The following is a 15,958-nucleotide window of genomic DNA, read 5'->3' as shown; positions in this document are numbered from 1 at the left end:
CATCGACCGGCTACTGTGCCGTGCCATGCGCTCCGGGGAACGGTGGTCATTCTGCACCGATTCGGGGTCGAGATGCGCATGGATGAGCATCCCACATGACGGACGTCGCACTCGGGCGCCGACGGATCAGATACCGGCGAACCTCACGGACCCCTGGTCGAGCTGCTTCTGAGCTCGCTTTATCGTGACGGAGTCGTAGGATCCGGTGGAGCGCGCCTCGTTGAGCGCGTCCTGCTGGGCGTCCAGGAGCAGCTGCATGAGCTCGGGGTACTGGGCCCGCGAGGGGTCCTCGTCGTGCGCTCGGCGCTCCGGATCGCTCATCCGCTCGTGCATCTGCCGGGCCTTCTCGAGCACGGCCGGGTCGAAGGGGGTGCCGTCGCGGCGACGCAGTTCGGGATTTGCGAGCACCTGACCGACGGCCGCTTCGTTGACCTCGGTCAGGAGCAGGGAGAGCTCGCGCCGAGCCTTCTCCTCGTCGGTGCCGCGGACGCCGAGCAGGCGAATCAGCAGCGGCAGGGTGCCTCCCTGCCCCACCAGTGTCACCAGGGCGACCACGAAGGCGACCAGGAGCAGCTGGGTGCGGTACGGGAAGCCTGTCGGCAGCGACTGGGCGGCGGCCAGGGTCACCACCCCGCGCATCCCGGACCAGGCCAGGACGGCCCCTCCTCGCCAGCCCAGGCCGTTGCCGGCGTAGAACTTGGCGTCAGCGCGGCGGCGCTGCAACCAGCGCTCGATGCGTTCGCCGCGAGGGTGACTCTGGAAGCGCTCGTCGCTCGAGACCTGGTCGAGCGCCTCGCTGAAGCGTCGGGCCTGCGCCTCGTAGCCGGGACGACGCCGACGGGCGGCGAACACCACCGGGATCACGAAGAAGGTCCTGATGAGGATCAGCAGCACGGTGACCACGAGTCCGACCCACACGGCGCTCCACACCGACAGCCCGTCGTGGGAGACGTCGGCGATCAGCGTCATCAGCTGCAGGCCCATCAGCAGGAACACGCCGTTCTCGAGCAGCAGCTGCGCGGTCAGCCAGTTCGTGCGCTCGGCGTTGCGGTCGGCCACACTCAGCCGACGCACGCCGCTCGCGCCGGTGACCAGGCCCGCCGCGACCACCGCCAGCACCCCGGAGGCGTGGGCGAGCTCGGCGGGCAGGAAGGCGATGAACGGCACCACGAAGGAGATCGCGGTGGTCAGCACCGGCTGGTCGATCTCCGAGCGGATCCGGACGGCGATGAAGCCGACGACGGTGCCGACGAAGATGGCCACGGCGACCGCGTAGAAGAAGTCTGCCGCGGCGTGCCAGAAGGAGAAGGCGCCGGCGGTGGCGGCCACGGCAGTGCGCATCAGCACCAGGGCGGTCGCGTCGTTGACCAGCCCCTCCCCTTCGAGAATGGTCAGCAGTCGCGGGGGCAGGCCGAGGCGCTTGCCGATCGAGGTCGCCGCGACCGCGTCCGGCGGGCTGACCACTGCCCCCACGGCGACGGCGGCCGCGAAGCTCAGGTTCGGGAAGATCGCCCAGAGCAGTGCGCCGACGGCGAAGGCGGAGACCAGCACGAGGACGACGGAGAGGGAGCCGATGGTCCTCAGGTCACGCCGGAAGTCCATCACCGGCATGTTGACCGCCGCCGAGTAGAGCAGGGGCGGCAGCACCACCGCCAGGATCAGCTCGGGTTCGGGATGGACCTCGGGCATGCCCGGGATCAGGCTCACTCCGAGGCCCACGAGCACGAGGATGATCGGTGTGGCCAGGCCCAGTCTGCTCGAGAAGTACGAGGCCGCGACGATGATCAGCACGGCCAGGACGGCGACGATCTCGAACTGTTCCAACCCCACGCTGTCCCCTCACGCTCGCTCTCAGATCCAGCCGTGCGCGCGCGCCTCCCTGGCGGCTGCGTGACGGTCCGCGACGCCAAGTTTCGCGATGGCGTCCGAGAGATAGTTTCTCACCGTCCCCTGGGCGAGGTGGAGATGTGCGGCGATCTCGGCGACGGGAAGTCCCTGATGGGTCAGCCGCAGCACGTCGACCTCGCGCTCGGTGAGCGGGCAGTCGAAACCCAGCGCCGTCACTGCGAGCTCGGGGTCGACGTAGCGCCCGCCGGCGTGGACCCGCTCGATGACACGGGCCAGCTGATCGGCGCTGGTGCTCTTGGGGACGAATCCGCGCACCCCGGCGGCGAGGGCGGAGCGCAGGATCCCGGGCCGGGCGTGCCGGGTGATCATCACGATCGCAGCCTCCGGGTCCCGGGCCACGAGCGCGCGGGCGGTGTCGACGCCGTCGAGGTCGGGCATCTCCAGGTCGAGGACATGGACGTCGACCTCGGAGGCCGGCTCGTGCTCGAGCGCGGCTCGGCCGGTGCCGCCGTGCCCCACGACGGTGAGGCTGTCCTCGAGCTCGAGCAAAGAGACCAGGGCGGTGCGGAGCATGTCCTCGTCGTCGGCGAGGAAGACGTGGATCATGAGGGCTCCTCCAGGGTGCCGGTGACGGTGAAGCGATCGCGCTCCTGCTGCCAGGTCACGTGGCCGCGGGCGCGCTCGAAGCGGCGCTGCAGACCGACCAGGCCGCTGCCCCCGGGGCCACCGCCTGCCTCCGGCTCGCCGACGGCTCCGTCGTTGCGGACGAGGACCGAGGTCGAGGTCAGCTCGATGCGCACATGGGCGGCGTCGGCGTGCCGCAGGATGTTGGAGGTGGCCTCCCGGACCAGCGTCGCGAACAGCTCCTCCTGCTCCGCGGGAGGTGCCGGCTCGCCGCGGTCGATGCGGACCTGGATCCCGGCGGCGGTGAGCAGCTGGTCGAGGTTCGCGAGCTCGGCGGCGAGGGTGAGGCTGCGGTAGCCCTGGGCGAGCTCCCGGGTCTGGTCCCCTGCCTGGGCGGCGAGGTCCTCGATGTCCTGCAGCTCGGCGAGCACGCGGCCGGGGTCCCGGTCCAGGCTGCGCCGGGCCAGCTCGGCCTTCATCTTGATCGCGAGCAGGGTGTGGCCCTGGATGTCGTGGAGATCGGTGGCGAAGCGCAGACGCTCGCGCGCCAGGGACAGCTCGTGCTGATCGGCGTGGTGCTGGTCCAGCCGCTGCTGCATCTGCCAGCCGAGGCTGGTGCCGGCGAAGCCGATCACAGCGGCCCCGAAGTAGATGCCCATCATCACCACCTCACGCGGAGCGACGCCGCTGTCGTGCACCCAGCTCGCCACCACCGCGGCCACCACGATCGCACCGAGACCGACGGCGGCCGGGAGCCAGCGCGGGTGCATCCACGCCACGCCGAATCCGAAAGGGACGCTCGTGGCCATGACCGTGATCGGGTCCTGGGCGAGGACGAAGGCGAGGATCATGGCGAGGGCCGCGAGGGCCAGGACCAAGCTCATCGTGGTCGTCGAGAGCGAGCTGCGCCCCCGGTGGACCAGCCAGATCGACAGCAGCAGGGAGACGACGATCACCGCGACCGCGGCCGCCGTGGCGGGGTTCCCGGGCCGCTCGATGACCGTCAGGGTGAGGGCGGGGAGCCCGATCAGGATCGCGGCCCCGAACAGCAGCCCCCGGAATTCGGTCGGCGGGTCCTGCGTGGACCAGAGGCGCGTCGACGGCCTCTCCCCGGTCCTGCTGCTCTGCTCGGTCATCGGACCCCGCTCTCCGTCTCGTCGGTCGCACTCGCCGCACCAAGACTCTCGCACTCGCGACCGGGGAAGTAGTGCGGCGCGTCATCCGTGCGTATGACACGTGTCAGACGGTGCCCGGGAATCGGTCACCAGGACTGCTGACATCCCGCTCTACAGCGACGAGGGGCGCTCGACCAGGCTGGATACATCGCATCCCGCACCTCCCGAAGGAGTCAGCATGAGTCCCTACGAAGGCCTCCAGAATCTCGTCGACCAGGTCCCCGCTCTCCTCCAGCCGTTCGTCGTCGCCCTGGCGGGCATGGTCCCGTACATCGAGGGCGAGGGCTCCGCGGCCCTCGGCGTGATAGCGGGCATCAACCCGGTGCTCGCCGCCGTGGCCGGGGCCAGCGGCAACATCCTCATCGTCTTCGTCATCGTCCACTTCGGTGATCGGATCCGCTCCGCGATCGTAGGCCGTCGGGCCGAGAAGAAGGCCGCCGTCGGCTCTCGCGTCGAGGTGCTCGCCGGGGCGCCGGCCGCCGCCGGCGCCGACGAGCACGCCGAGGGCCGCGACCTCGCCCCCGCGAAGAAGCCGTCCAAGGGCCGCGAGCGCCTGATGCGCTGGGTGGTGCGTTTCGGGGTCCCCGGCGCGAGCCTGATCGGCCCCCTCGCCCTGCCCACACACCTCACCGCGGCGACGCTCGTCGCCTCCGGGGTGCGGCGCAACTGGGTGCTGCTCTGGCAGGTCATCGCGATCGTCATGTGGACCACGCTGATCACGCTCGCGGCGACCGGCATCCTCACCGTCCTCACGGGCTGACCCATGACGAGCACACCGACCTCCCCGCGCACCGGGGCCGAGGCCGAGCGGCGCGTCCGCCCCACCCCGCTGGCCGACCGGGCCCTCGCCCCGGATCTCGCTCGCGGCATGATGCTGCTGCTCATCGCACTCGCGCACGCCCCCTGGTTCCTGTACCTGACCGACGTGGGCGCGAGCCCGATGCATCCGGCCGACGGCACCTGGCCGGATCGTCTCGCCCAGGCGCTCACCATCGTGGTCGTCGACGGTCGCACCCACACCATGTTCGGCCTGCTGTTCGCGTACGGCATCGGGCAGATGGCCGCTCGACAGACCGCCCGGGGCATCCCCGCGGATCAGATCCGGGGCACTCTGCGCCGACGGCACCTGTGGATGCTGGTCTTCGGTCTGGTGCACGCGGCTCTGCTGTGGCAGGGCGACATCCTGGGCACCTACGGGCTGATCGGGCTGCTCATGATGCCGCTGTTCTTCCGTCGCTCGGACCGCACCCTCGGGGTGTGGATCAGCGTCCTGCTCGTGCTCGGCGCCGCCGGCATGCTGCTCTCGATGCTCAGCACGCTGCTGGTCCCCGGCACGGACGCCGCCGCGGCCGCGGCGGCGTCCCAGCGAGTCAGCCTGGCCGAGCCGTCCGCCCTGCTCGCCTCGCTGATCCGCCTCCCGCAGTGGCTGTTCGGCCTGGTCAGCGGCGTGGCGACACTGGCTCTGCCCACGGTGTTCCTCATCGGTCTGCTCGCCGCCCGCCATCGGGTCCTCGAGGAGCCGCAGCAACACCGTCGGCTGCTGACGTGGGTGGCCGGGGTGGGCATCGGCATCGGATGGAGCGTCGGGCTCGCCCAGGCACTCGTGCACCTGGGATTCCTCGAGCTGTCGAACCCGTCGCTGCTGGGTCCCGCGACCTTCTACTCGGGGATCTTCGCCGGCGCCGGGTATGCAGCGCTGTTCGGTCTGATCGCAGACCGGATCCGCACCCGAGCCGCACGCGAGAGCCTCCCGGTGCGGGCCCTGTCGGCCCTCGGCCGCCGGTCGCTCAGCGGCTACCTCGCCCAGTCCGCGGTCTATGCACCGCTGCTGACGGCCTGGGGTCTGGGACTCGGCGCGCACCTGTCCAGCTGGTCGGCGATGCTGCTCGCGGTCGCCGTCTGGCTCGCGACGCTCATGGGCGCACTGGCGCTCGAGCGAGCCGGTCGGCGGGGGCCCGCCGAGGTGCTGCTGAGACGCCTGAGCTACGGCTCCGACACGCAGAGTTTCCAGGCCATACACCGATGAAGGGCCTCCGCGCCACCCGGGGCGCGCACAATTCAAGAGTGAGGACTGCGTGCACCAGGTCACACGTGCGGTGACCTGTGATCGCAGCACGGCCCGACGGAAGGTGGTGAGGACGATGCCCGTGGTGAAGGTCTACAACCTCGGGTACGACGTCACGACCGGCATCGGCGAGCTGCTGCACACGACCACCGTGCGCCACGCCTTCGGGATGATCCGGCGTGAGGTCGCGAACCCCGTCGAGCTGACCATCCTCGAGGACCGCATCATCCCCCTCGCGCTCGAGCTCACCCGAGAGCTCAGCGGGGCCTGGGTCGAGGGCGCCGGGCAACGCTCGGTCGGCTTCTCCTTCCGCGCGGTCCACGAACGTGACCACTGGAACTGCGCGTACTGCGGGCGCAGCGTGTCCAAGACGCCGGCCTGCGAGGCCCTGCTGGCCACGGTCGACCATATCGTTCCCCGTTCCCACGGCGGTGAGTCCTCGTGGTTGAACCTGGTCTCGTCGTGCAAGGAGTGCAACAACCGCAAGGGCGCACGGACCCCCATGGAAGCCGGGATGGACCTGCGCTTCGAGCCGTACGACCCGGCGCACGCCTACCGGGTCGGCGGACAGGTCGAGGCGCTGCCGGTGCCGGCGGCCGGCTGAGCCGGTCCTCAGAAGTCCATCGGGTGCGCCGACTGCGAGCTGCCGCGGCGCCGCAGGTGCACCCGGCGGGCGAGACGGATGGCGGGGCGGATGGTCATCTGGATGCTGCCGATCAGGAACAGCCAGGTGCCGACGGTCATCAGCTGCTCGGAGAAGAAGCAGATCGAGCCGATGATGAACCAGAAGCCGATCAGCACATCGTTGGCGATGCTCGCGGACTCATAGCGCTGGCTGAGCTCGAGCTCGTGATGACCGAAAGTCAGCTCCAGGGGAGAATCGCTGCGGTCGTGGTGGCGGTCGGCGCGATGGTCGCGATCGTTCATGGGCCCTCCTCAATGGTCTGCCCCACTGTCCCACCGCGACGGCCCGTGACGTGACGAGGAACGCACGTGAACCCATAGCAGGTATCTCATACGTGAGATAGCGTCGGCTCCATGACGCAGACGACGGAGATGCCCGCCCCCGGGACCGAGAACTACCGCGAGCGGATCGGCGGGATCATCCGCGACGCCCGCCTCCACGCAGACCTGACCCAGACCCAGCTCGCCGCCCAGCTCGGCACCAGCCAGAGCGCGGTCAACCGTATCGAGAAGGGGCAGCAGAACTTGACCCTCGACACCCTCTCCCGGCTCGGGGCCGCGCTCGACTCCGAGTTCGTCGGCGTCGGTGCTTCCGGCCCCAGCCACCTGCGGGTGCACGGCGGGACCACCCTCCACGGCGAGATCGAGGTCAAGACCTCGAAGAACGCCGGCGTCGCGCTGCTGTGCGCCTCCCTGCTGAACACCGGCACCACGGTGCTGCGCAAGGTCGCCCGCATCGAGGAGGTCAACCGGCTGCTGGAGGTGCTCACCTCGATCGGGGTGAAGGCCCGCTGGCTGAACGAGGACAACGACCTCGAGCTGCGTGTCCCCGAGCACCTCGACCTCGACTCCATCGATGCCGACGCCGCCCGCCGCACGCGCAGCATCATCATGTTCCTGGGCCCGCTCATGCACCGCGCGGAGTCCTTCCAGCTGCCCTATGCCGGCGGCTGCGACCTCGGCACCCGCACCGTCGAGCCGCACATGACCGCGCTGCGCCCCTTCGGGCTCGACGTCGTGGCCACCGAGGGGTACTACCAGGCGACCTCCTCCGCGGGCACCGGGCCCCGTCGTCCGATCGTCCTCACCGAGCGCGGGGACACCGTCACCGAGAACGCGCTGCTGGCCGCCGCCCGGTACGACGGCGAGACCATCATCCGCAACGCCAGCCCCAACTACATGGTCCAGGACCTGTGCTTCTTCCTCGAGAAGCTCGGCGTCCGGATCGACGGGATCGGCACCACCACCCTCACCGTGCGGGGCACCACCGGGAGCCGCAAGGACGTCGAGTACGCCCCCAGCGAGGACCCGATCGAGGCGATGAGCCTGATCACGGCCGCGATCGTCACCGGCTCGAGCATCACGGTGCAGCGGGTGCCGATCGAGTTCCTAGAGATCGAGCTGGCGATCCTCGAGGAGATGGGCTTCAGCTACGACCGCTCCGAGGAGTACACGGCCCGCAACGGTCAGACCCGTCTGGTGGACATCACCACCCACCCCTCCCGGCTCCGGGCCCCGATCGACAAGATCCACCCGATGCCGTTCCCGGGACTGAACATCGACAACCTGCCGTTCTTCGCGATCATCGCCGCGAGCGCGGAGGGCCAGACCATGCTGCACGACTGGGTCTACGAGAATCGGGCGATCTACCTGACCGAGCTCACCCGGCTCGGCGGGAACGTCAAGCTCATGGACCCGCACCGGGTGCTCATCGAAGGACCGACGCGCTGGAGCGGCACCGAGATCGTCTGCCCGCCGGCGCTGCGGCCGGCCGTGGTGATCCTGCTGGGGATGCTCGCCGCCAAGGGCACGTCGGTGCTGCGCAACGTGTACGTCATCAACCGCGGCTACGAGGACCTCGCCGAGCGGCTGAACAAGCTCGGCGCGCGGATCGAGACGTTCCGCGACATCTGAGGCAGCGCCGCCCTCCGGAGACACGCCGAATCCCCCGATATGACCCGGGATCGGGCCATATCGGGGGATTCAGCGTGTCACGCGCAGCGGGCTGCCGTGCGGCGAGCGCCCGCTGGTCAGACCGTGCGGGCGAAGGGGTCGAAGCCCTCGGGCAGCAGCGGCACGTCGGCGACCGCACTGTCGACGGTCACGAACTCGCCGGAGGCAGCGGACTCCTCGGCCGAGAGCATCACGTCCAGCACGTGGTAGCCGAGCTCACCGCTGGCCACGTGCGGGCGGCCCTCGGCGATGGCACGGACCATGTCGAGCAGGCCCAGGCCGCGACCGGTGACGACGCCCTCCTGCGGGACCTCGATCCACTCCTGCTCCGGCGGCTGCTCGCCGAAGGACTCGAAGGGACGCACGTAGGCGATGCGGCCCTCGAACATGTTGGGGTCGGGGACCACGAGCGAGCCCTCGGTGCCGTGGATCTCGACGACGCCCTGGCGGGCCAGCGGCGAATCGAAGCTGACCAGCGAGGTGCCGGTCTGACCGGCCTCGAACTGGGTGAGCACCGAGATGGTCGAGGGGACCTCGACGGGGAAGGACTCCCCCGCGTTCGGACCCACCTGGATGGCACGCTCGTCCTTCGCCCTCAGGCCCACGGCGGCCACCTTCTCGACGGTGCCGAACAGGCTCACCAGCGTCGTGAAGTAGTACGGGCCGATGTCCAGCAGCGGGCCCGCACCCTTGGCGAAGAGGAAACCGGGGTTCGGGTGGAAGACCTCGGGACCCTGGTACTGCATGGAGGTCTGGGCGAACAGAGGGCGGCCGATGGTGCCCTTGGCGACCTCGCGCTTGGCGGTCTGGACGCCCGGGCCGAGGACGGTGTCGGGCGCACAGCCCACCCGCACCCCGGACTGCTCGGCCAGCGCCAGCAGCGCCGAGGTCGACTCGCGGTCCAGTCCCAGCGGCTTCTCGGTCCACACGTGCTTGCCGGCGGTCACCGCGGCGGCGGAGATCTCGGCGTGGACGGCGGGGATCGTCAGGTTGACGACGACCTGCACGTCCGGATGGTCGAGCACGTCCTGCGCGGTGCCGGAGGCGGGCACGCCGTGCTTGGCGGCCTGCGAGGCGGCACGCTCGGTGTCGAGGTCGCCGACGATCAGGACGTCGACGTCCGGGAAGGATCCGAGGTTCTCCAGGTAGGTGTCGGAGATGACGCCGACGCCGATGAAGCCGACTCCGACGGGAGAGGTGGCGGGGGCGCTCATGCGGCCAGGCCCTTCTCGATCAGGAAGCGGTAGCTGTCGGCGATGTCCTCGAAGACGTCGCCGGGGGCCTTGTCGTACTCGATGACGGCGTACTGCACGTTCGTGGCCGCCTGCATCGCCTCGATCGTGGGCACGTCGCCCGAGCCGGCGTGGCGCTGGTCGAGGCTGGAGGAGTCGAACTTCGGGGCCTCGGGATCGAAGGGGTTCGACGCCGGGGCGACGCCGTCCTTGACGTGGATCGCCACCAGGCGGTCGCCGAGCTCCTCGACAAGGCCGACGACATCCTGACCGCCCACGAGAGCCCAGAACAGGTCGAGCTCGATCTGGACGGAGGGGTCCACGAGGGAGAGGAAGCGCTGGTAGGCGGTCTTCCCGTCGAAGGAGGCGAGGAACTCCTGGGCGTGATTGTGGTAGCCGACGCTGAGCCCGTACTCCTTCGCCGTGACGGAGGCGGCATTGAGGCGCTCGGCGATGTCCTTGACGCCGTCCTCGGTGAGCCAGCGCTCGGTGGGGACCATCGGGTCGATGACGGTGGTCATCCCGATCTCGGCCGCCGCCTCGAAGACGACCTCGTTGGCCGGCGTGGGGATCGAGCCGTCAGGGGTCCACAGCTCGTCCGACAGCAGCGGGGCGTGGCCCGTCGGGGAGCTGAGACCGGCCTGGTCGAGAGCGGTGCGGATCTCCTTCGGCCGACGGACGAAGTCGAAGGCCTCGACGGTGCGCAGGCCGATCGCGGCGAGCTTGTCGAGGGAACCGTTCATGTCCGCCGAGAACTCGGCGGCCAGGGTGTAGAGCTGGATGGAGGCGATGGGCAATGCCACGGAGAACCTTCTTTCACACGTTGTCACCCGCTGGCCGCACGTCACGGTGAGGGCGTGGAGCAGACATTATCACGCAAACCCTCCACATGGAGGTTTCTTTCTGGGTAGCATCGCCGCATGTCCACCGAGGAACACGCCGCCCCCGCGGAGTCCCGGATCATCGGCCGCGCAGGGTCGTACTCCAAGGGCGTCGCCCGCCGTCAGGAGATCCTCGACCGCGCGATCGAGGTGTTCCGGGAGCGCGGGGCCGACGGGACCTCGTTGCGGCGCATCGCGACCGCCATCGGCGTCTCCCATGCGGCGCTGCTGCACTACTTCGACTCGCGCGAGCAGCTGCTGGTGGCGGTCTACGAGCACGCCGAGTCGAAGCGGGACACCGCGACGATGTATGGCGATTCCATCTCGGCGCTCGACGTGCTGGTCAAGGCCGCGATGCTCAATCTCGAGGTGCCCGGGACGGTGGAGCTGTACACGACCCTGGTGGCCTCCTCGCTCGCCGTCGACGGGAGCCCTTCCCACGAGTTCTTCACCGCGCGCTTCGCCCGGATCCGTCAGGAGCTCACCGAGCGGCTGACCGCGGAGCAGACCGAGGGACGGATCCGCGCCGACGTGGACCCGTCCGACACGGCGGCTCTGCTCATCGCGGCCTCGGACGGTCTGCAGATCCAGTGGCTGCTCGAGCCCTCGATCGAGCTCCAGCGCACCCTGGAGACCTTCGCCGTGCTGCTGGCGCCGCCCTCCTGAGGTCTACGACGTCAAGCTCCCACGCAGGTCCGGGACGTCCGACAGCAAACGCTTGGTGTAGTCGGCCTGCGGGGAGAAGATGACCTCCTCGGTGGTGCCCCGCTCGACCACCCTCCCCTGCTCCATCACCGCGACCTCATCGGCGAGATAGCAGGCCTGGCCGAACTCGTGGGTGATGAACAGGACCGTCAGCCCCAGCTCGTCCGTGAGGTCGTGCAGCACGTTGAGCACGTTCGCCCGCAGTGTCGTATCGAGCATGCTGGTCGCCACATCGGCGAGCAGCACCTTCGGGCGCATCATCAGGGCGCGGGCCACCATGACCCGCTGGCGCTGACCGCCGGAGAGCTGGTGGGGGAACTTGTGCAGCGTCTCCTTCGGCGTCATGCCGACGAAGCCCAGGCACTCCTCGATGAGGGCGTCGGCCCGGTCCGGAGGGACCTTGCCCAGGGGAACCTCCCCCGCCCCCAGAAACTCCATTGATAGGCGTGACGGTCCCACACCGAGTCTGCGTTGGGTCACATCCCCCCAGGACGAGGTGCACCGCGCATCGACGCGTCGGTCTCAGCCGCGGTGGGTGCCGTCGCTGGACCATGCCGGGTCACGGCGAGCGCGGCGGCGACGCCTGCTCTTCGCGCAGCACCGAGCAGGCCCTCCCCCGCTGCGAGCCGCGCGCACATCACCCCGGCGTGTGCGTCACCGGCACCGTTGGTGTCGACCGCGTCGACGGCCGGCGCAGGCACGGCGAGCACCGGTTCGCCCGGTCGTGCCAGATAGGCGCCGTCGGATCCGGCGCGCATCACGATCTGCCGGGAGGTCCGGGCGCACAGGGCCGCCGCGAGGCTCTCGGGGCCGTCCTGCGGCATCGCCTCGAGGGTCAGCCGCTCGAGGAGGATCCACGCCTCCCGGTCGTTCGTTGTCCACACGTCGGCGCGCTGGAGCAGCACCTCGATGTCCTCGAGGCCCACCTCACCGATCACCGGAGCCGGGTCGACCACCACCTGGCACTGCGCCGGGAGCGTCGGCAGCCAGTCCAGCAGGGCGCGACGGTTCTGCTCGTGCACGAGGGAGTACCCGGAGACGTAGACCACGTCCCCCGGGACGGCCGCCGCGCGGTGCAGCTGGTCTGCGCTGCCGTGCGCCTCCGCCCCCGTGGTGGAGACGAAGGTGCGCTCGGTGCTGTCCTCCACCAGCGCGACGCTGAACCCCGTGTCCGTGTCCGGATCGATCGGTGCCAGGAGCGCGACACCCTCCGCCCGGAGCGCCTCGCGGACGAGGTCGCCGAAGGGCCCGGTGCCGTGCCCCCCGACGTAGAGGACCTCGGCCCCGTCGCGGGCCGCGGCCACCATGACGTTGACCCCGCCGCCGGGGAGGAACTGGTGACCGGTGGCGAACACGTCACCGCCGAGCCCCGGCATCTCCGGGATCCGCATCACCAGGTCGACGACTCCCTGCCCGGTATGGATCACGCGTCCGGTAGGCGTCCCCGGTGCCGCATTCACGATGCGCTCCCACGGGTGCGCAGGGCGACCAGGGCGTAGAGCACGCCGCCGATCACGGCGGAGAGCACCCAGGCCATGCCGTTCGCACCGATCCAGGTGTCGGCGAACGGGCCCGTGTACCAGGCCTGCTCGCCCGGGGCGATGCGCAGGAACAGCGCCGCCACGACGATCGCGATCAGCCAGGGGCCGAGGGCCGCCCAGCGCACGCCCCCGCGATAGAAGTACGCACTGCCCGGGGAGAGGTCCAGCAGAGCCTCGGGGTCGTAGTGGCGGCGCCGGGCCATGTCGACCAGGAAGATGCCCACCCAGGCGGAGATCGGCACCGCGAGCAGGGAGATGAAGGTGATGAACGGTCCGTAGAACCCGTCGGCGACCAGCAGGAACAGCAGGGACCCGGTGGTGGTCACGACGACGTCGACGAGCACGGCGTGCACGCGCTTCACCCGCAGCCCGAGGGTGAGAGTGGTCAGGCCCGCGGAGTAGACGGAGAGATGGTTGGACAGCAGCAGCCCCACGAAGGAGACCAGCAGATAGATGACCGCGACGGCGTGCGGCAGGGTGTCCCGGATCGCATCCAAGGGGTTGGCGGAGGCGGCGATACCGGCATCGGACGTCCCCAGCATCGAACCCATGGAGATCATGACGACCAGCGGGATCCCGGCGCCCGCGGAGGCGGACATCACCAAGGAGAGCGCCCGGACCCGCGGCGCCTGGTAGCGCGCCATGTCGGCTCCCGAGTTCGCCCAGCCGATGCCGGTGCCGGCCGCTATCGTGCCGATCCCCGTCACGACGGCGGCCGTGGAGCCATGGGGCGCCTGGGCCACGTGGGACCAATCGATGGTGGCCACGAGGAATCCGAGGATCAGCAGGTTCACTCCGCCGAAGATCCAGGTCGACCACTTCTGGACGAGGAGGATCACCCCGTGGCCCATACCGGAGACGGCGACCGTGAACGCGACGAACAGGACGACGCCTAGCACGGCGATCACAGGGGCGGACTTCGCATCCCCACCGGTCCCCGCCACGAGCGAGACGATGGTGACCACGGCCAGAGCGGCGGTGGAGGTGTTGACGGTCTCCCATCCCAGGCGGGACACCAGCGCCACGGCGGCCGGCCCGGCGTTCCCCCGGGTGCCGAAGACGGCGCGCGACAGGGTGAGGCTGGGGGCGCCGCCGCGTCGCCCTGCGACGGAGATCAGGCCGACCACAGCGAACGATCCGAAGGCGCCCAGGACAGCGACGAGGATCGACTGCCACACGGAGAGCCCGAGCACCACGAGGCTGACTCCGAGCGGGAGGCCGAGCACGGAGATGTTGGCGGCGAACCAGACCCAGAACAGCTGCAGGGGGTTCCCGTCGCGCTCCGACTCGGGGACCGGTTCGATGCCGCGCTGTTCGAGGGCACCGATCGCACCTCCGCTCGGCGCGGCGGCGTCGTCCAAGGGATTCGCGGCCGGCGCGGTGCCGGTCTCGGGGGCAGACATCGGTGTCACCTCGTCGTCGTCGATGTGTGGCGTACGGCGAGCAGCTGCCGCACGAGGGGGTCCAGGTCGAGGTCGTTGACCTCCAGGACCTGCCGGAGGACTGCGTCCGGGAAGGCGCCGGGTCCGTGCACGGCTCCGAGCACCGCGCCGGCCATCGCGGCGACCGTGTCGGTGTCGCCGCCGAGAGAGGCCGCCGTGCACAAGGTGTCGAAGGGGGCGAGCCGCCCCCGGTCCACGAGCAGCAGCGCGGCGACCACCGATTCCTGGGACTGCACGGAGGTGCCGACCACGTCGTACAGGTAGGTTGCGGCGGAGGCGGGGTCCAGGGCCCGCACGTGATCCCGGTGGGCGGCGAACCGCGCCGGGATCGATCCGCCGGCCACCCAGTGGCCCCGGGTATGCCCCTCGAGCGCCGCGGAGTGTGCCATCTCGAGTGCCTCGTCGGTGTCGGCTCCGTCGATTCCCGCGGAGACCGCGGCGGCGATCGCGGCCGCTCCTGAAATGCCCAGGCCCGTGTTGTGGGTGACGCGGCTCGCGGCGACGACGGCCTCGACCAGTCCGGGGCCGGGGCGGTGGGCGATCCCGACCGGCGCGATCCGCATGGCGGCCCCGTTCGTGGTCCCGTACCGGCCCGTCTCTTCGAGGGGCGCCCCGGCCTGGAGCGTCGCGAGCGCGGATCTCGTGGAGGGACCGAGCAGGTCGAGCGACCCGCGGGCGATCATGTCCTGCTCCCAGGCGATGAGCGCGGCGGCGAACTCGTGGCCGTCGACGATGCCCTCGCCCGCGATGGTCAGCCGCGCCACGATGAGTGCCTGCTCGGTGTCGTCCGTGATGGATCCGGCGGGCATGCCGGGCGCGATCGGCTGGTCCGCCGCCCCGTCGAGGAAGCCCTCGACCGTGCCGTAGCGATCCTCGATCCCCTCCCGGGGCAGGGACTGGGTGGGCATCCCGAGCGCGTCGCCGATGGCGAGGCCGAGCAGTGCTCCCCGGGCACGGTCGGTCGTGCTCGCCGGGGCGCTCTGGGTCCGGGCGCGTGGGGTCATCGATCGTCTCCGAAGCTGAGGGAGAGCGTGAAGTGCTGGGGGTCCAGCAGGGAGACGACGTGCTCGACGACGGCGCCGTCGACATCGAAGGAGGTCCGGGCGGTGCGCAGGAACGCCGTGCCGGGGTCGCGGTGCAGGATCCCGGCCTCGCGCTCGTCGAGCAGGTGGACATCGGCGCGCTGGGTGCCACGGGCGGGGTGGAGCCCGGCCGCGGCGAGGGTGGCCGACAGCGACCCGTCGAGCAGGCCGTGCTCGGGGAGGTCGGCCAGTCGGCCGTGGGCGGGGACGGTCGCGCACTCGAAGGAGATGGGGGCAGGTCCCTCGTCCTCGCGGTGCAGGGTGCGCACGCGGCGGATCGCGATGCCGGCGGCGAGGGTGACCTCCGTCGGCAGCAGGGGGACGGCGCGTCGCTCCACCGGCTCGATGCCGAGTATCTCGGTGGTGACCGTGCTGCCCGTATCGGCCATCGACTGCGCCCAACCGCGGTCCTGACTCAGCGGCTGGCCGTCGAAGATGACGAACGAGCCGCGTCCCGTCTCGGTCGCGATCATCCGTCGCTGCTGGAGCTCACCGAGCGCATCGCGGATCGTGCCGCGGGAGACGGAGAACTCCTCGGCGAGGCGCAGTTCGCCCTCGAGCCGGGTGCCCGGTGCGTAGTGCCCTTCGCGAATGCGTCGTGACAGGGTGTCGACGATCGTCTGCCGCTTGCCCCGCGAGACCTGTATGGACATGTTCATACATCTATACGTACACGGTCGAGCCGCGAGGACACAAGCCCGGACCGGCCGGTGGGCGGCGGGACCG

Annotated in this window: 16 protein-coding genes; 5 read left to right on the top strand and 11 right to left on the bottom strand. The window is 70.4% G+C overall.

The window, feature by feature from the left end; genetic code table 11:
* Positions 1-126 precede the first annotated feature (126 nt).
* The 3 genes from JOF43_RS20520 to JOF43_RS20510 are packed head-to-tail and all read right to left on the bottom strand — an operon-like array spanning position 127 to position 3,608.
* Positions 127-1,830: a cation:proton antiporter gene (locus JOF43_RS20520; protein ID WP_342592245.1), complete on the bottom strand. Its 1,704-nt coding sequence runs from the start codon at positions 1,828-1,830 to the stop codon at positions 127-129.
* Positions 1,831-1,851: 21 nt separating this feature from the next.
* The gene (locus JOF43_RS20515) at positions 1,852-2,454 is read right to left on the bottom strand and encodes a response regulator transcription factor (RefSeq protein ID WP_209904996.1); all 603 of its coding nucleotides are present in this window, start codon (positions 2,452-2,454) and stop codon (positions 1,852-1,854) included.
* Positions 2,451-3,608: a sensor histidine kinase gene (locus tag JOF43_RS20510; protein ID WP_209904995.1), complete on the bottom strand. Its 1,158-nt coding sequence runs from the start codon at positions 3,606-3,608 to the stop codon at positions 2,451-2,453. Before JOF43_RS20510 ends, JOF43_RS20515 begins: the two co-directional genes overlap by 4 nt.
* Before the next feature lie 217 nt (positions 3,609-3,825).
* Here JOF43_RS20510 and JOF43_RS20505 point away from each other — a divergent pair, with 217 nt between their 5' ends.
* From JOF43_RS20505 to JOF43_RS20495, 3 genes are all read left to right on the top strand, one after another.
* Positions 3,826-4,407 (top strand): small multidrug efflux protein, encoded by a 582-nt coding sequence (locus tag JOF43_RS20505; protein ID WP_209904994.1) that lies wholly within the window; start codon positions 3,826-3,828, stop codon positions 4,405-4,407.
* Between the two features lie 3 nt (positions 4,408-4,410).
* A complete protein-coding gene (locus JOF43_RS20500; protein WP_209904993.1) occupies positions 4,411-5,673 on the top strand; it encodes a DUF418 domain-containing protein in 1,263 nt (420 codons plus the stop codon).
* Between the two features lie 115 nt (positions 5,674-5,788).
* Positions 5,789-6,316 carry an HNH endonuclease gene (locus JOF43_RS20495; RefSeq protein WP_209904992.1) on the top strand — a complete coding sequence of 176 codons (528 nt, stop codon included), beginning with the start codon at positions 5,789-5,791 and terminating at the stop codon, positions 6,314-6,316.
* An 8-nt stretch (positions 6,317-6,324) separates the two neighbouring features.
* Here the strand turns inward: JOF43_RS20495 and JOF43_RS20490 are convergent, their stop codons facing one another.
* Positions 6,325-6,639, bottom strand: coding sequence for a YrhK family protein (locus tag JOF43_RS20490; RefSeq protein ID WP_209904991.1), 315 nt, complete (start codon positions 6,637-6,639; stop codon positions 6,325-6,327).
* Positions 6,640-6,750: 111 nt separating this feature from the next.
* On the opposite strand from JOF43_RS20490, the gene JOF43_RS20485 reads away from it, so the two are divergent.
* Complete coding sequence (locus tag JOF43_RS20485) at positions 6,751-8,310, top strand: UDP-N-acetylglucosamine 1-carboxyvinyltransferase (RefSeq protein WP_209904990.1); 1,560 nt, start codon at positions 6,751-6,753, stop codon at positions 8,308-8,310.
* 116 nt (positions 8,311-8,426) lie between these two features.
* On the opposite strand, the gene JOF43_RS20480 is transcribed toward JOF43_RS20485, so the two are convergent.
* Complete coding sequence (locus JOF43_RS20480) at positions 8,427-9,563, bottom strand: Gfo/Idh/MocA family protein (RefSeq protein WP_209904989.1); 1,137 nt, start codon at positions 9,561-9,563, stop codon at positions 8,427-8,429.
* Positions 9,560-10,384: a sugar phosphate isomerase/epimerase family protein gene (locus JOF43_RS20475; protein WP_209904988.1), complete on the bottom strand. Its 825-nt coding sequence runs from the start codon at positions 10,382-10,384 to the stop codon at positions 9,560-9,562. Before JOF43_RS20475 ends, JOF43_RS20480 begins: the two co-directional genes overlap by 4 nt.
* Positions 10,385-10,501: 117 nt before the next feature.
* On the opposite strand from JOF43_RS20475, the gene JOF43_RS20470 reads away from it, so the two are divergent.
* Positions 10,502-11,128 carry a TetR/AcrR family transcriptional regulator gene (locus JOF43_RS20470; protein WP_209904987.1) on the top strand — a complete coding sequence of 209 codons (627 nt, stop codon included), beginning with the start codon at positions 10,502-10,504 and terminating at the stop codon, positions 11,126-11,128.
* 3 nt (positions 11,129-11,131) lie between these two features.
* Here JOF43_RS20470 and JOF43_RS20465 read toward each other — a convergent pair whose 3' ends face one another.
* The 5 genes from JOF43_RS20465 to JOF43_RS20445 are packed head-to-tail and all read right to left on the bottom strand — an operon-like array spanning position 11,132 to position 15,891.
* The gene (locus JOF43_RS20465; protein WP_245354636.1) at positions 11,132-11,605 is read right to left on the bottom strand and encodes an ATP-binding cassette domain-containing protein; all 474 of its coding nucleotides are present in this window, start codon (positions 11,603-11,605) and stop codon (positions 11,132-11,134) included.
* 38 nt (positions 11,606-11,643) lie between these two features.
* The gene (locus JOF43_RS20460) at positions 11,644-12,594 is read right to left on the bottom strand and encodes a PfkB family carbohydrate kinase (RefSeq protein WP_209904986.1); all 951 of its coding nucleotides are present in this window, start codon (positions 12,592-12,594) and stop codon (positions 11,644-11,646) included.
* A 29-nt stretch (positions 12,595-12,623) separates the two neighbouring features.
* A complete protein-coding gene (locus tag JOF43_RS20455) occupies positions 12,624-14,111 on the bottom strand; it encodes a purine-cytosine permease family protein (RefSeq protein WP_209904985.1) in 1,488 nt (495 codons plus the stop codon).
* A gap of 5 nt (positions 14,112-14,116) precedes the next feature.
* Entirely contained in the window at positions 14,117-15,154 is a 1,038-nt protein-coding gene (locus tag JOF43_RS20450; protein WP_209904984.1) for an ADP-ribosylglycohydrolase family protein, read from the bottom strand.
* Positions 15,151-15,891: a GntR family transcriptional regulator gene (locus JOF43_RS20445; RefSeq protein WP_209904983.1), complete on the bottom strand. Its 741-nt coding sequence runs from the start codon at positions 15,889-15,891 to the stop codon at positions 15,151-15,153. The genes JOF43_RS20450 and JOF43_RS20445 overlap by 4 nt, the downstream gene beginning before the upstream one ends.
* Between the last annotated feature and the right edge of the window lie 67 nt (positions 15,892-15,958).

The organism is Brachybacterium sacelli, from assembly GCF_017876545.1.
GTDB lineage: Bacteria > Actinomycetota > Actinomycetes > Actinomycetales > Dermabacteraceae > Brachybacterium > Brachybacterium sacelli.
This window is presented reverse-complemented; position numbering and strand designations above follow the sequence as displayed.